Genomic DNA, 15,112 nt, shown 5'->3' with positions numbered 1-15,112 from the left:
AGTGATTTTCTATTTTCAAAACCGTCATTTTAACTTTTATATGTAATCTGACTTTCTGCATAACCATTTGTACTTTGTTACTCCTCCACTTGTACCAGTCTGATTCTATTCCGTCCGTCCCTGCACCTGCTTCGGGTTATTTTCCTGCAAAGCTAACAGGCCGTGTCCAATCCTTGCAAATACGGCAAGCCGCCACGGGTGGTTGGTGGAAATCTTCCTTTCCGCTGCACTTAAAGCGTATTTCCACCACCGGATTTGCCGGTTGTCCTTTGCCCATTGACGGGGCAGAAAAATAACCCCGATGCAGGCTTGTAAGGAAGCCGAAGACAGGGAAAGAAGTTAAACCCTCAAAATTAATGGCGATGGACAAAAACATAATAGGACAGGCGAACAAAATAATGGTGTGGCTGATGAAATACTATCCTGTACGCATCAAGAACGTGGGTGAGCAGCAAAAGGCTGACCGGCAGACCATTTGGGATTTCAAGGACGGACGGGCATACGAGCAAGTAGCCCAAATGACTGCCAGACACTTGCAAGAACTTTTCGGCAGTCGGATTACAAGCATCGTGTTTTCGTGTGTGCCAGCGTCCACGGCAGAAAAGAACGAACTGCGCTACAAGCGTTTTTCGGAAAGGGTGTGCGAACTCACCCATGCCATCAACGGCTATCCACATATGCAAGTGTCGGCAGGGCGGTTGGCAGTCCACGAACACCGAAGAGACGAAACCGAGGCACGGACGACACAAATGGCAGACTATGACACTGATTTCTTCAAGGGCAAAGATGTGTTGCTTTTTGACGACATCATCACCAAAGGCATATCCTACGCCACCACAGCCGACAACTTGGAAGCGTGTGGCGCAAACGTGTTGGGCGGTTTGTTCTTGGCAAAGACATTCTACAAGGTAAGATGATGATACGGACAGACATTACAAAGGCGGCAGCGTTCACAGGACACCGCTTTATCCGCTACAGCGACAGGCAGCGGTTGAAAACCAATCTTGAAGGGGCTATCACGGCTTGCTATCATTCGGGCATCCGCCACTTCCTTTGCGGCATGGCGGCAGGCTTTGACATGCTTGCGGCTGAAACACTGCTGGCGATGAAAGCCAACTATCCCGATATTCGGCTGACAGCTGTAATCCCCTTCCGTGGGCAATCCTGCAAGTTCAACCCTACGGACAAAGAGCGGTATAGCTCCATTCTCGGCAAGGCAGATAACGTGGTATGCTTGAGCGAGACTTACTTTGACGGCTGTTTTCTCAGACGCAACGACTATATGCTTGAGCGAGCCAACCGCATCATTGCCTACTACAATGGCGAGCCGAAAGGCGGCACGTTCTACACTTGCCGCAGGGCGGAGCGCATGAAATTGGATATAACCAACTTATACAAACACCATTTAACAATACAAACGCATGATTACAACAAAAATTGAATTTGGCGGTGTGAAGTACCCATGCCGCATGGTGGAAGACAACCAAGGCGAGTATATGATTATAGGCAGCACAGCCCTGCTTGACGCTTTGCAGCCCGGCAGTTTCGAGGACGAAAACGAAGGCTTTGCCAATGAGGAAGCATCGGACATCTACGATGAGATTTTCTTCTTCACCGATGAGCGTACCCTTGCCTTGCCCGACAAAGAGCTGGTAGAGGAGTTAAAGAGGGATAATCCCGAATGGTTCTAATAAGGGAAATCCATGTGGGAAAGTCGGCTCACGGCTTCCCTGCATGGACTACCCAGCCCGGTTCCACTTATAGCGTTGACCACTTATAGCACTTGCTTTACCCGGTTTTATCCCTGTTATACTTGCCTAATTCCCTTATCCTCTCATAGTCAGCCATTACTCCTTTTATACCTGTCTGCATGGCATTCCGCCTTTGCCCTTCACCGTTAGGTTTTTCGGCTGCAAATGTCGGGCATCACGCTTGACCTGCCACGCTTTGAAGTGAATTTCTTGCGGAATCTTCCTCCTGCGGAGCGTATTCAGCAAGAAAAAGCGTCAGGTGAAGCATGGCCGATACCCGGACTAAGCATCCGTAAATCCCAAACAGGCTTCGGGGAAAGGAGCCAATGAAAGGGAAAAGTTTCACTTAAATATCTATGGACATGAAGAAGATTGACAACCTCAGAGAAACGAAAGAGTACCGCCTTGCCATGCAGGTGGAAAATGCTTTGAATGACTACGGCTTTGACTATGCGGTCTTTGCCGCTTCCATCCCACTGATGCACCCGACCTTGCAGCAAAACCTCTATAAGCTGTTGAAAGAGTGCCTTGTAGTGATGGCCGATGACAAAAGGCGGTATGATGACCGCAACCGTGCATCGCATGAGGAAGCGAAAGACATCGTGGCTTACTTGGAAGAGAACGGACATTATATCCCACACATCTAAAACATTGGACTATGGAAAAGAACGCAGTGTATCTGGTTTACACCTTGATTGAGCAAAATGACTGCGTGTCGGATTGCCATGCCTTGTATGCCACCCTTGAACGTGCGAAAGCCGCCATGAATGTGGAGATAGAGGGAGCAATGGAGAATTTCGGCAAAGGCGAAGTGTTGCACGACCTTGAACGGCTGTATGAGTTCCGCACGGAGGACGGCTATGGATTTACAGTAGGAATTGACGAAATGATGCCGCTATGAATAGGAAACGGTACAATTACATTCACAGGCTGGTGGAGAAAATTACCACCAGCCCCTCCAACAACATGGAATTCTGTTACTATGGGCATTTGGTAAGCCTGCAAAGCGGCACGACCGATTATGTGGACGTCACGGTTTACAACACGACAGACCGCTATTCGGGCGAAACGGCTGATTTCAGCTTCGACTATTGGACGAAGGAGCTGGACATAGGGTACACGGAAAGCGACAGGCTGTTTGATGTCATAGTGCAAGTATTTCAGCGCATCTATGGCAAAAGGAATGTCAGCGTAATCATCGAGGAAGAAGAAAATTTTGACTAATCATAATAGAATTGAATATGGATAAAGATTTTGTATTACAGATGGCGAATACCATCAAAGACCAACTGGTGGGCATGACCTCGCTGAATGTCATTCGTTCATGGGGCATCGGAAATTTCGTGGCAACGGAATACAAGAGCATGGCTGCCCTCAAATTTCCTGTGAACGGACGGCTGTTCCGTGGCAATGTCATCATCGCCTACAACGCACTTGACTACTACGAAGTGTATTTGCAGAACTATGCCGGCACGGAGTGCATCGGCGAGGAAGTGTATTTTGACGAACTTGGCTGTGTCATCGATGAAGCCGTCGAGCGGGGCAAGGACGAAGCCGAATACCGACGGTTTCTTTTGAAGGAATGTTTTTCATAAACGGACAGCTTATGATAACAAGAACATCCATGCCCCAATCCATCGGGACTGTCCTTGACGGCATGAAGCGAAACGCCCTGCAAGCCGTCAGGCAAACAATGCAGGAGAACCGACTCCAATCCGTGCCAATGGGGATTGATGTCCGCATGGGCTGGACGGACGAAGACGGACGCACTCGTTGCGGAACGGTAACTGGGCTTAACCTTGACGGAGAACGACTGAAAGTGCAAGTGAGAGACCACTCCCTGCCCTTTGTCCTGGACGAACAGCAACTTCCATGCGGTAGCCACATTTGGCTGATGCGGCTGAATGATACCATCCGAAACGCCTTGGCGCGGAAAAGGCAGAGCGCTTGATTGATGTACCAAGGAGTAGTTTGGGCATGGGATTTCAAGTAAACCATGCCCATCTGTCTTTTTTTAATATACAATTTATTAGTTTTAGTATATCATTATCTGAAAAATCAATCTGTAAAAGTAAAATATGGACGTAACTTTTCGCCTTCTTTCTTAAATAATTCTTTTGCCTTTTGTATTCGCTGTTCTTGCGGTATAATTTGATTTGGAGGCATTATTTTTGATACAACCTTAGCAAAAAAAATAGGGTCTCTATCGGGATTGAATATCTCATCAAAAGATTGTGCTGCAGACATTATGAAAAATTCAGTTTTTCTTTTACCAGGTTCTAATTCTTCAGAAAAATCAATAGATTCATTTAATGCTTTTAACCCTTTTACAAAGTCTAAAGGTGAGCGATAACCTTCATAGAATAATGGGAATCCTTTTCTCGCATCTTTAATCAAAACATCTCTTGTGTTACCTATAAAAGCCATATAAGGAGCGCGTTGCGTAGGATCTATATAAGAAAGTATTCCACCACCAACGCACGAAGATAAAACAATCAATAATGTATTATGCATTTTTATATTGAGTTGTCTAGTGTAATAAAAAAGCTCTTTCCACTTTATTGAGGTTGATAAATCAGTTCCTAACCCATCTTCATATCCATGTGCTACTATGTGCAAAGTAAAAATAGTCCCTTCTTCCAAAGTATCAATCATCTTTTGTAAAGAATCTGTGAACTCTTTCTGATTTGTCGCCTTGTAAAATGTAACAAAGAAATTATCAAACTGTGTTTCCTTGTTTCTAATTTGAAAGTACAATTCTTCTCCTAATTGAGGATCCTCATTTCGTAACCATTGTAGAATTACAATACCAGTTCTATTTATGTTTAAATCTTCCATGCTACTATGTTTTACTATGATTTTACTATGATTTTGCTAAAGTCTTTATCTCTTTTTTCGTTTCAGTTCCACTCCCGCATCCTTCAATACACGGAACACGGAACTGCGGCTACGGAAGCCGCTGGTCTTCCAAATATCATCAATGGTGTAGCCGCTCTTATACATGTTCACCACCCGTTTATTCCGTTCCACACGCCCGTAAGCGGCTTGCGAAAGCACCTTTGTCCCTTTCGTCCACCGCCCCGGTTGGGATGTCATCTTGCGTACGGCGTTAGCCTCTTCGGGCAACTGGGCAATCACTCTTAGCAAGTCCGATGTTTGGGTTTCAGGGAACAGTTCATTGCCCGAATCGATGCCGTCATGCAGGGCAACCAGCCGGACTGATTTTATCCTGCAAAACTCCAGAAAGAATGATAACTGCCTTGCGCCCTTGACGGCGTGTGCGAGTTTGGAAACGACCAGTGTGTCACCCTTGCCGATGCTCGCCAGAAGTGTGTCCCATCCCATACGGTATGTTCCTTCTTCGGGCTTTTCCTCCACGATGCGGTCACAACCGAAGTCCTCCATCCATTTCCTGTCAGCCGCTCCCTCCGCATACTTGGGAAGATACGGCAAATAGCCTATTATAGCCATTGAATTGATCTGATTAGTGTTACGGCTGCAAAAGTATGATTTTTTTTTCGGAAAAAACGGTGGATTTCATAGGAAACTTACACTTGCGGCTACTAACTTCTATACACGGAACTGTCGCCTTGTACAGCAGATCCCCTGCACAAGCTGTCACCCTTGCCGACAGTTCTTTCCGGCTTGCTTCATCGACCAAACACCCTTTTATATCCTTTGACCCAAATAATTCTTTTTTGTGTCATTTATTATCCACTAACAGACTGACAAACAATTAGTAAAATCATATTCCAAGTATGATTTCATAAGAATAAATAACAACACAATGCCCATATGCGCATTGTTAATCCCTTGCTATAATTTTGCGCCGTCAATAACAAATTTACTCCAATGGAACAGACAGAATCAAAAGGACGGTTGATCAAGTGGCAAGTGAAACAGCCGCATATTTCAGATGGCATTTGCCATTCTTTACCAACCCTAAAAAATCATACTGTAAGCATCGTTTGCCTGCTCTTGATGGCGGCACTTCTCTTAGGATGTCATCCTTCCCATAAAGATGCCCGCACCACGGCAGAGGAAGCGATGGCCGCTTATAACGATTTCTTCCAATCGCTCAAAGGCAAAAGAAATGCCGACACGGACGAAATTATTTCGTTGACCAAAGAATGGAGAAAGCTGGATGCCGCCGTGTCATTCGCCCTGTCAAGTGACACGGCAAACAACAGACACGCCCATGCCAACAGCAACCATATCGCCCTTGGCGACTCCATCGCCGTGCAAATGGCACTCTTGATAAACAGCCAAAAAAGGAGCTTTGCCGATTACCTCTCCGTGGTACGCGGTTTGAACGATGTGGAAGTGGACTCCCTGTCACAAAGGCTGGCCGGTTCCGTCCATCTGTTCTACCGCAAGGCAAGCGCAATCCCTGCTTATAAAGGCAGCGGCAAAGAGGTAATCCGTAAGTATGAGAGGCTATTGGAAAGCACGCTTGCCAATAGCCTCCGAACCAAGGAAGATGCCATTGACTTCCTCCGGCAAGAAGATGTGGCGTTCCGCTCGTTCCTGCTTCACCTACCTTCACTCAGCTCCGGGAATACGCCATTGGACGGCATTACCCGAAACACCGGGAAAGTCATACGCGGCATCATCGCCCTTGCCGGCAAAGAGCAGCCTGTGTTCGGAAAAACCGAGGTGGTCATCCTGTTGGCGATGCGCAATAACAGGCGGCTTATACAGAACGCCGAGGCTTGTGTGGACGGCTTGTCACGCTTGCGTATCACGGACAACGGGCAAGCCGCCGCTTATCTCTGGATGATCCTGCAACCGTGGATTTCATTCGACAGCTTCGCCTATGCGCTCATGGACGAGGAACAGTTGCACACAATGGAGAAACTGGCAGAACGGATGCCATCGGCTTTGGCCAAACTGAAAGGCATTGACTTTCCTTTGGAAGCGGAAGAATTGCCCACGCTCCTGATGGAAACATTCATTTTGGGATGCCAATAAGACTGTCACCCATAAACCGAAATTAATCAAATCATCAAACGACCATATGCAAAAAGAACAAATCGACCGGTTCATCACGCTTGCATCCTTGGAGATGCCGGCGTTGGTTTCACAAAGCCTTTTCCAAGGGGCGGAGGTGTACGAGGATTACGCCTTGCTCACTTTCCGCCTGCCCAAAGTTTATCCCATCGAGGAACTTATCGACGAGCTGGAGGACCAGATGGAGCTGGAACTCCTTTACCACCATGTGCCGAGCAAAGACACCCCGTTCGGCCAGCGGTGCTGTGCTTACTCCAATCCCCGCTTCGGCCACATGCACAAGTTGAACGCGCAAGCCGATGACCGCATGGAGTGCGACACGCTCTATGTGACCCTCTACGATTCATTGGAGGTGATGGGCAGCGAACTCCGCGAGGAACTTACAAGGGTAATGAAAGGCGGCAAACTCCTGTACGCCGTCACGGAAGAGGAACTGCTCAAAGACTTCATCTGCTTATGAAGGAAGTCCTGTACAGTCAACTCGCCGCCACCATCCATGAATGCCGCACTTGGGTGGACGTGCTGGATACAGACCGTGAGTGCAACTTCATGCTGCACTCCGGCGGAGGACTGCACCCCATCCGTTGCAGGGTGCTTTCCCTAGTGGCACGGGCGGCACATGGCGCATACCCCAAAGGGCATGTGTGGGATATTCCAGAATACCGTCTTGACCGTGCGGTGAACTCGCTCAAACGGCGGCCGGGCTTCAAGGAACGGTGTCGCTTGGGAACGCTATCCATGCAGGATGCAGAGGACATCATCCGCCTCGCCTCGCACAAACTCATCAACTTGGAACTTGAACTGTAACCCTCAAACCACAAGACAATGATTATTCCAATCCTTTATATGCTTTACATCCTTGCATATGCCGCCGTGCCGTTTTTATACAAGAGCAAACGCCCTGCCATGCTCCAGTTTTATTTGCGCATGGCTTGGAGGCGCAGCTTCCGCAGATGCTATACGCTGGGAATGCTCGCCACACTCATGGTGTTCCACTTCTACCATCTGAATGTCTTTGGGAATGTCTATGAACTGGCCTTGTCATCCATTACCTGTTTGGTCCTGTATTCCCACAAAAACGCGGTACGGGCGTTTGACTTCCTGCAACAGAAGCATCGCCTTTTCTGGACGGCAATGGCGACGGTAATCCTGCTCTTCGTACCGCATATGCTACCTCTTGGCATTACGTTGGCCACAGTCGTATTCGGCACCGTGTTTTATCCCTCGCAGGTGGCTCGTAACACATTTCCTGACACGTTGGATGACTATTTGGAGTTTCCTCATAGCATTGTAGACACCTATTATAAATGGTCATAAGGAACTTAGGCTGTCGGAATTATTACTTACATGTAAGTCCTTCCCCTGCCATTCCATTTTTACTCAATTGAACAGAATAACGCTTAAAACAGCCCCAAGAATGAAAGAAGAAAAAGCTGCAAGATGCCGCATCCTAATTGACAGCGGATTGCTTGCATACCTCAATCCCGAATCGAACGAGAAGCACTCGAAACTGGCGGCGTTCCGCAACTTGATAGACCTCTCCATCAAGGACAAGAAAGAGTTCCCTGCCATCGCCAAGCCTTTGTCACAAGGGCAGGTGGCATTGACGGTCAGCGGGCTTGCCAAGCATTGGAACTGGCATCGTAACACGGTGCGCAAATTCCTCACCGAATTGGAATTATCGGAAGTCGCCAAGGTTACAGGACGCAGTGGGTATTTCATCCTCTCGATGACTTGTGTATTGCCAGAAGACGGACACATAAATACCCCTTTGTTGTCGGAGGAGGAACTGCTCTTGAACCGCTGGCTGTGTGGATACCTCACCATTGAAGAATGGGTGGAAATGCTTGTACACTTCATAACCGAAACTGATAAGCTGTTCGTAACCGAACCGACAGGCAAACGCTCCGACCGGCAAGCATCCACAGGCGAACGTCTGCATAAGCTGATAGCCCATACCATCCTCCAACGCACAGGCATCATTCCAGCCAACACACGGGTGAATGAAGCCCTTGAACGGCTGTTCTTGGAAGAATGCGGCAAAGACCTTGCGTGTTTCCTTCAGCGGCTGACGCTTGCCGGACTGCGGCTCATTGAGGCTGAGACCCCACTGAAAGCGCAAGCCACTTGTAGCGGCGATGAAACCGCCGACATCATTCTGCAGTATTATCTTCCTTTTATAACGCAAGAAAAGCCCCATAACGGACTTAAACCGCACGAGGGAACCAAGTCCACAGGTGGAACAGATAACCAAGTTTAAACGTCTTGCTTCCCCCGCGCTGAGTTTCGTCAAACCAAGTGCATGGTATCCCGACAGACGGGATGGGTATTAACGGAGGTCTTGACCTCCGACCCTGACGACAGGGCTTGCCCACGAAGACAGGCTCTGCCTGCGTAGCCTAATACGCACTTTGCCCGGAAAGGGCAAAATGCAGGAACCGCCAGGGCGGCAGCAAGCTGAAAAAAGAGGACTGAATTATGGCTAATGACATCAAACAGGTATTGGATATAAGACCCGGAAAGGGCATGAGTGTAGGCCAAAGCGACGAACACCAGCGTAACTGGACGGAAAAGGGTTGGGACTGGGCAACAAAGCATGGCAACTATGATCGAAGCCGCGAACACCTCAATTTCGAGATTGTGAAAGGCGGCATTATCCAGCCGGTCGATAAGTCGAGGACTATCACCGGGCGCATGGCGGACAATCTGCGGGAACGTGGCATAACTGACCCGAACGCAAAATTGTGCGAACCGCAGTACCGTACCGTAGCGAACATCATCTTTGGCGGCTCAAGGGAAAGAATGCACGAGATAGCTTTTGGCAACCAAAGAGTGAACTTCACGCACGGGGCTGACAACTCGCTTATCCGGCGTAACAAGGACATAGAGCGTTGGGCAATGGATGTGTACAGGTTTGCGTGTGAACACTGGGGCGAGGAAAACGTCATCGGCTTCTATGTACACCTCGATGAACTGAACCCACATGTGCATTGCACCGTGATACCGGTGGATGAACGAAATAAAATCTCGTTCAACAAGGTTTTCGGAGGGAAGATTTATGATTCCAAGAAGCGTTTCTTCGCGCTTCATGACGAGTTTGCCAAGGTGAACGAGAAGTGGGGTATGAAACGAGGCACGAGCATCGCCTTAAGCGGTGCGAAACACCGGACCACTGAGGAATACCGCCGTGCATTGAGCGAGGAATGTACAACCCTGGAGGAACAGGTTGAGAACAACAGGAAGTTGCTCGGCGAGTTGCTTGCCGACATCCGTTTTGCCGAGAAACGGGTGAAAGGACTGGGCACGATGACCGTCAACTTAGAGGAGAAAAAGAAGCAGATGATTGCCGAGATTGAAGCCCTTGCGGAAAAATTGAACGCGGGCCGTGGCGATTCGGAGGAATTGCGCAAGAAGATAAGCAAACTCGACCTTGACTTGCAGAAAGTGCTTGACAATCTCACCGACAAACGCGGCAAATTGGAAGAAGCGAACAGACAACTTTCCGAACTTAGACAGATAGAGGAAGAAACACGTGAACGTGCGGTTGAATACCGGCGAGACCTCAAAGCTGCGACCTACGACTTGGAACATCAGGTGCGCTACCGGCTGGCCGATGCGCTGTTGGGCGACATACTGAACGAGTTCAAGTCATTGCTTCCGGCATTGGACGACGAAGGACAAAACCTGTTCGACGGCACGCTGCTGAAAGATGTGGCCGAACGTGGCGAGGACATCTTCAAATGTGCCATCTACCTCTTTGCGAACTATGTGGACTTGGCCACGACATTTGCCGAAAGCCACGGCGGTGGAGGTGGTGACAATGACCTGCCTTGGGGACGGAAAGAGGACGAGGACGACCGGGCCTGGGCAAGACGCTGCCTGATACAGGCAAGCCGGATGATGAAGCCCAAAGGTGGCAAAAGCGTCCGCCGGAAATGACAAGGCAAGTGATTTTCAATAGCCTATTTCCTATGCCTTACAGTATGATTGACAGTATGATAAATTGCCGCTACCGAAATTCTTGTTAAGCACGAGTTGAAAGAGGCTTTCGGCCTCTTTGCAGACGCAGCGAATCATTTCTTTTGCAAACAGAAAACAAATACACAGATAAATATGATAAGGAGATTTTTATTGCTATCTGTATTGTCCCTGCCACTCATGGCAAGGGCGTACAATGTTCCCATGACGGACACCATCCGATGGGAGATCCTTCCGCAGTGGGAGGAATTGTTACAACCGTTGGAGCCGGCCTATTTGGAGAATGCCGTGGAAGTTTCCCCTTGGCGTGGCAACTGGTTCGTGAACGCGTCCGGCGGCGTGTCGGCATTCGTCGGTTCACCGCTTGGTTGTGGTGACATCTTTGACCGAACAAAGCCAGCATTGTCCGTCTCCGTGGGCAAGTGGTTCACACCGGCCATCGGCACACGAATCGCCTTCCAAGGCTTGCAGTTCAAGGACGCACAACTTGAATCAAGAGACTTCCAACATCTTCATGCCGACTTGATGTGGAACGTGTTGTCGGGCTTCTCACGTACCAAAGAGGATTTCCGCTGGGACTTGGCTCCCTACGTTGGCTTGGGCATCCTGCACAATGACAAATTAGGCCGCCATCCCTTTGCCGTTTCTTACGGGGTACAAGGACGATACCGCTTGACCGACCGCCTGCACCTCACGGCTGAACTTGGCTGTGCCACCACCTTCAAGGACTTTGACGGCATGGGCGCAGGTAACAAGTGGGGCGACCGTCTGCTATCCCTGACCGCCGGATTCTCCTATACTATCGGCAAGAAAGGTTGGAAACGTGTGGTTGATGCCGCCCCTTACATCGAGCGTAACGAGCGGTTGACCGGCTATGCCCGCAGCTTGCGCAATGAGAATGACCGGCTCTGGCAGAAGAGCAGTAATATCACCCGCATCATTGCCGAATTGGAGAAGATTTTGAAGTTGGAAGGGCTGCTTGACAAGTATGCGGACAGGTTTTCTTCGATGAAAGATGAAGTTGAAGGCAAAGGATTGTCAATCGGCTATCCTAAGAATAATTACAGCGGGTTGAACTCGCTTCGTGCAAGGCTGCGCGATGCCCAAGCGAACAAGGACAAGCATAAAGGCGATACCGCTTTTATCCACAGTAAAGACACCGTTTATATGGCATACGACATGGATCCCATTTATAGAAGTGGCGGCTCCTTCCAAGGCAATGATTCCATTGTTTCATCCTTTCTTGTGGACGGCAGATATATCGGCCCGCCCATTTATTTTTTCTTCGTGCTGGACACCGACAGGCTTACCGACAATTCGCAGTTGGTCAACCTGGACGGTATCGCCCGGATTGTCAAGAAGCACGGGTTGCGCATCCAAATCATCGGTGCGGCAGACAGTGCCACCGGCAATGACTCCATCAACAATAGCTTGTCGCAAAGGCGTGCCGCATACATGGCCGGAGAGTTGCGAAGACGTGGCGTGGATGCCGATAAGATAGAAACAGTTTCAGTCGGTGGCATTAACGATTACAATCCCGTAGAAGCCAACCGCAATGTTTGTGTAAGGTTGCTGTTACCATCATCGGACACGACAGATTAGGTGCTTGTTGTTCATAATATAAGAATGGCTTGAAATAACTTATTTCATTGGTTTGAACCAAGGATTCTTAGGGGTTGGCTGGCTTGTGAAAGCCGGCCAGTCTTATATCCGCAAGTCAAATTCAGACAAGTTGTCGCTGCAAGGTTCATCGCTCTCAGGATCCAACGGCAAGATTTCCTTTTTTACCACTACATTCTTCCCTTTTCTTTTGCCATACCACAAGTTTATCATGCTGTTCCCATGAATAATCGTCCTGTCGGGCATCCAATCAATGTCTTCCGGTTCTTCATCATAGACACCCCATTTACGACGTTGGTATGGATAATCCACAACGGTATCTTCGGGCTTGGATTCATATTTCCCCGCATCATCTTCCGACCAGCCTAACGCTTCCAAATAACACCAGAAAGCATTGGGCATTTTGAATGTCTCGGCGGCAAAAATGGCACCTACCACCTTGCCACCGTCCGCTTCCACTTCCTTTCTGAAATCTTGCAGGCTATTCCCTGTTGTAAGGATGTCATCCACCACTAATACCTCCTTGCCCGCCAAGTCCTCTTTGAAGAAATAATTTTTCTCCAATGTAGCATTTCCTCTGTCCTTTTGCAGGTGCAAACTCTCCCTGTCGCCCGTGTAACGGACATACGATATGCCGCACACAAGTTCCGGATATTCGTCATGTACATAGTCCACCATCGTTTTGAACCGCCTCCAATATTTGCGCTGTGTACTGCACGGCATGAACATGACAATGGTACCTGGTTGGGGTTTCAATCTCTCTATTCCGGCCACAAGGAAACGGATGCCATCATGCTTGCCGTCCTTGAAATCCAAAATGGATTGGCAGAACTGTTTTTGTGCTTCGCTTAGGTATGGGTTGTACCTTGACTGGAAGTAATAGTCCGTGAATACACATGGGATTTTCTTCCTTTTGAACACTTTGGGGTGGCTGATGGTCGGCAGCAAACCTCGCAACGGTGATGGGGAAAATCTACCTCGCTTCCTGATTGCCCGCCAACACAGCCTTGCGGCCGAACTCCCTGCGCAGTTCCAAAGTAGGCTCATATTGGGCGGCGGCACAATAGGCTTCACCCAGCTTTCTTCTCCAATACCATGTAAGTGACAGTATCAGAATGAGCAACACTATGATGATAAACCGTTCCATATACTCTTATTTGCCTGCATAAATGACTGCAATAATAATAAAACCGATATTTTGTGGAACGGGTTTTCAAGAAAATGTCAAATCAACACTTCCACTTTGCCATCCTTTTATATACAGACAGTCATCCGATTATACAGACTTTTTACCACTCGCGCCATACCCTTGCCGCCGGGCGTATTTTCGGGTGCGAAGTTCAGTCGCCCGCTGTTGATGCCGAAAACTTTTGGGACAAAGGCCGGACTAAGCGGTTGTTCCCGATGACAGGAATCTTCCTTTCTCCTTTGTCCAAAGCGTATTCCTGCCAAAAAGTTTGCGTCATAGGCGGACGGCTCATCCTGCACCGAAAAATAACTTCCTCTGGGCAAGGACAAACAGCCCGAAAGCAGGGGAAACAAAAACATTCTCATTATGAAATTTACAGTATCATCAACCGCAATGGCAAACAAACTGGCTACAATGGCCAAAGTAATGAACAACAAACCGGCACTGCCCATCCTTTCCACGTTCTTGCTGGAAGTGAAAGAGGACGCACCGCTGGAAGTGACCGCCTCCGACCTGGAATGTGTATGGCACGGCTCGCTGGATATCACAGGACAGGAGGGAGCAGGCAAAGTGTGCATCACGGCATCCACCTTGTTGGACGCTGTGAGGAACCTGCCCGAACAACCGATTACCTTTACCATTGACGATAAGGACAAAAGTGTGACCATCCACTATTTGAACGGGCATTACGGCATGGCAGGGTTTGGCAGCGATGAATATCCCATGATGCAAAACGAGTGTGATATTCGTTTCGATATGGACGCAGCCACATTGTGCAATTCCATTGACCAATCGCTCTTTGCCGTTTCTTACGATGCCTTGCGCCCCGTGATGACAGGGATAAACTACACTATTTCCGATGGTAAGTTGGAGTGTGCCGCATCCGATGGGCATAAGTTGGTGCGCAACACCTATCCCTTGGCAGGAAATGCGGACGATTGCCGTTTCGTCTTGTCGGCTAAGGCAGCAAAGATTGTCAAGTTGTTGTTGCATAAAAAGGAGGGTAGCGTGGAAGTGGAATACAACGGGCGGAACATTGTGTTCAAGACCGACACGGACAGTTTCAGCACACGGCTGATAGAGGGAACATACCCCAACTACAATGCCATTGTTCCCACCAACAGCAACAAGGAAGCTACCATCGACCGCCAAGCCCTGTTGTCTGCCATCCGTCGCGTAGGCGTATTCGCGGAAAGGACGAGCCGCCAGCTTGTGTTGTCCTTTTCGGGCATGGCCTTGCTCCTCACAGGGCATGATTTTGACAATGCTACATCGGCCGAAGAAACCGTGTTCTGTACTTACCAAGGCGATGAAGTCCGTATCGCTTTCCACGCAGAGAACCTCAAGATGATACTGGAGAACATGGATACAGCCGAAGTGCGTTTCCGCATGAGCGAAGCCTGCCGTGCCGCCATCATCGAACCCGTTTCAGGCGATGTGCAGTCGGAACACTTGGCTCTGCTGATGCCGATGATGTTGCCTGAGTGAACGACAAAAGGTATAGGGTGTTCCTAACGCCCTGTACCCCATCCAAACATAATGTATAACTAAAATCATTTACAAT

The 15,112-nt window shown here is 48.8% G+C and carries 20 protein-coding genes; 16 read left to right on the top strand and 4 right to left on the bottom strand.

All coding sequences use genetic code 11. The annotated features are described in order from the left end of the window. Window positions 1–356 precede the first annotated feature (356 nt). The 8 genes from BACSA_RS17705 (at window position 357) to BACSA_RS17670 (ending at window position 3,702) form a co-directional block, all read left to right on the top strand. On the top strand, window positions 357–917 hold the full coding sequence (locus tag BACSA_RS17705; protein ID WP_013619398.1) for a phosphoribosyltransferase: 561 nt from the start codon (window positions 357–359) through the stop codon (window positions 915–917). Then, window positions 914–1,441, top strand: coding sequence for an SLOG family protein (locus tag BACSA_RS17700; RefSeq protein WP_174490721.1), 528 nt, complete (start codon window positions 914–916; stop codon window positions 1,439–1,441). The genes BACSA_RS17705 and BACSA_RS17700 overlap by 4 nt, the downstream gene beginning before the upstream one ends. After that, on the top strand, window positions 1,422–1,691 hold the full coding sequence (locus BACSA_RS17695) for a hypothetical protein (protein WP_013619396.1): 270 nt from the start codon (window positions 1,422–1,424) through the stop codon (window positions 1,689–1,691). Before BACSA_RS17700 ends, BACSA_RS17695 begins: the two co-directional genes overlap by 20 nt. A gap of 422 nt (window positions 1,692–2,113) precedes the next feature. After that, window positions 2,114–2,398 (top strand): hypothetical protein, encoded by a 285-nt coding sequence (locus BACSA_RS17690; RefSeq protein ID WP_013619395.1) that lies wholly within the window; start codon window positions 2,114–2,116, stop codon window positions 2,396–2,398. 11 nt (window positions 2,399–2,409) lie between these two features. Continuing rightward, window positions 2,410–2,652: a hypothetical protein gene (locus BACSA_RS17685; protein ID WP_013619394.1), complete on the top strand. Its 243-nt coding sequence runs from the start codon at window positions 2,410–2,412 to the stop codon at window positions 2,650–2,652. Continuing rightward, the gene (locus BACSA_RS17680) at window positions 2,649–2,975 is read left to right on the top strand and encodes a hypothetical protein (RefSeq protein WP_013619393.1); all 327 of its coding nucleotides are present in this window, start codon (window positions 2,649–2,651) and stop codon (window positions 2,973–2,975) included. Before BACSA_RS17685 ends, BACSA_RS17680 begins: the two co-directional genes overlap by 4 nt. Window positions 2,976–2,992: 17 nt before the next feature. After that, complete coding sequence (locus BACSA_RS17675) at window positions 2,993–3,346, top strand: hypothetical protein (RefSeq protein ID WP_013619392.1); 354 nt, start codon at window positions 2,993–2,995, stop codon at window positions 3,344–3,346. A gap of 11 nt (window positions 3,347–3,357) precedes the next feature. Next, a complete protein-coding gene (locus BACSA_RS17670; protein WP_144005242.1) occupies window positions 3,358–3,702 on the top strand; it encodes a hypothetical protein in 345 nt (114 codons plus the stop codon). Window positions 3,703–3,809: 107 nt separating this feature from the next. Here the strand turns inward: BACSA_RS17670 and BACSA_RS17665 are convergent, their stop codons facing one another. Both BACSA_RS17665 and BACSA_RS17660 read right to left on the bottom strand, forming a co-directional pair. Then, on the bottom strand, window positions 3,810–4,589 hold the full coding sequence (locus BACSA_RS17665) for a hypothetical protein (protein ID WP_013619390.1): 780 nt from the start codon (window positions 4,587–4,589) through the stop codon (window positions 3,810–3,812). A 45-nt stretch (window positions 4,590–4,634) separates the two neighbouring features. Then, a complete protein-coding gene (locus tag BACSA_RS17660; RefSeq protein ID WP_013619389.1) occupies window positions 4,635–5,222 on the bottom strand; it encodes a recombinase family protein in 588 nt (195 codons plus the stop codon). Window positions 5,223–5,603: 381 nt separating this feature from the next. On the opposite strand from BACSA_RS17660, the gene BACSA_RS17655 reads away from it, so the two are divergent. From BACSA_RS17655 to BACSA_RS17625, 7 genes are all read left to right on the top strand, one after another. After that, window positions 5,604–6,722 carry a hypothetical protein gene (locus BACSA_RS17655; RefSeq protein ID WP_013619388.1) on the top strand — a complete coding sequence of 373 codons (1,119 nt, stop codon included), beginning with the start codon at window positions 5,604–5,606 and terminating at the stop codon, window positions 6,720–6,722. A gap of 46 nt (window positions 6,723–6,768) precedes the next feature. After that, entirely contained in the window at window positions 6,769–7,221 is a 453-nt protein-coding gene (locus BACSA_RS17650) for a hypothetical protein (RefSeq protein WP_013619387.1), read from the top strand. Next, entirely contained in the window at window positions 7,218–7,568 is a 351-nt protein-coding gene (locus BACSA_RS17645; RefSeq protein WP_013619386.1) for a hypothetical protein, read from the top strand. The genes BACSA_RS17650 and BACSA_RS17645 overlap by 4 nt, the downstream gene beginning before the upstream one ends. Window positions 7,569–7,586: 18 nt before the next feature. Then, the gene (locus BACSA_RS17640; RefSeq protein WP_013619385.1) at window positions 7,587–8,078 is read left to right on the top strand and encodes a hypothetical protein; all 492 of its coding nucleotides are present in this window, start codon (window positions 7,587–7,589) and stop codon (window positions 8,076–8,078) included. 100 nt (window positions 8,079–8,178) lie between these two features. Beyond that, window positions 8,179–9,021: a hypothetical protein gene (locus BACSA_RS17635; protein ID WP_013619384.1), complete on the top strand. Its 843-nt coding sequence runs from the start codon at window positions 8,179–8,181 to the stop codon at window positions 9,019–9,021. A gap of 218 nt (window positions 9,022–9,239) precedes the next feature. Further along, complete coding sequence (mobV, locus tag BACSA_RS17630; protein ID WP_013619383.1) at window positions 9,240–10,700, top strand: MobV family relaxase; 1,461 nt, start codon at window positions 9,240–9,242, stop codon at window positions 10,698–10,700. Window positions 10,701–10,874: 174 nt separating this feature from the next. Beyond that, the gene (locus BACSA_RS17625) at window positions 10,875–12,341 is read left to right on the top strand and encodes an OmpA family protein (RefSeq protein WP_013619382.1); all 1,467 of its coding nucleotides are present in this window, start codon (window positions 10,875–10,877) and stop codon (window positions 12,339–12,341) included. A 102-nt stretch (window positions 12,342–12,443) separates the two neighbouring features. On the opposite strand, the gene BACSA_RS18990 is transcribed toward BACSA_RS17625, so the two are convergent. Together BACSA_RS18990 and BACSA_RS20340 are read right to left on the bottom strand one after the other, a co-directional pair. Then, window positions 12,444–13,307 carry a phosphoribosyltransferase family protein gene (locus BACSA_RS18990; protein WP_013619381.1) on the bottom strand — a complete coding sequence of 288 codons (864 nt, stop codon included), beginning with the start codon at window positions 13,305–13,307 and terminating at the stop codon, window positions 12,444–12,446. A gap of 25 nt (window positions 13,308–13,332) precedes the next feature. Further along, entirely contained in the window at window positions 13,333–13,506 is a 174-nt protein-coding gene (locus tag BACSA_RS20340; RefSeq protein WP_013619380.1) for a hypothetical protein, read from the bottom strand. Between the two features lie 408 nt (window positions 13,507–13,914). On the opposite strand from BACSA_RS20340, the gene dnaN reads away from it, so the two are divergent. After that, window positions 13,915–15,036: a DNA polymerase III subunit beta gene (gene dnaN / locus BACSA_RS17615; RefSeq protein ID WP_013619379.1), complete on the top strand. Its 1,122-nt coding sequence runs from the start codon at window positions 13,915–13,917 to the stop codon at window positions 15,034–15,036. Window positions 15,037–15,112: the final 76 nt, after the last annotated feature.

This window comes from Phocaeicola salanitronis DSM 18170 (assembly GCF_000190575.1).
Lineage (GTDB): Bacteria > Bacteroidota > Bacteroidia > Bacteroidales > Bacteroidaceae > Phocaeicola > Phocaeicola salanitronis.
This window is presented reverse-complemented; position numbering and strand designations above follow the sequence as displayed.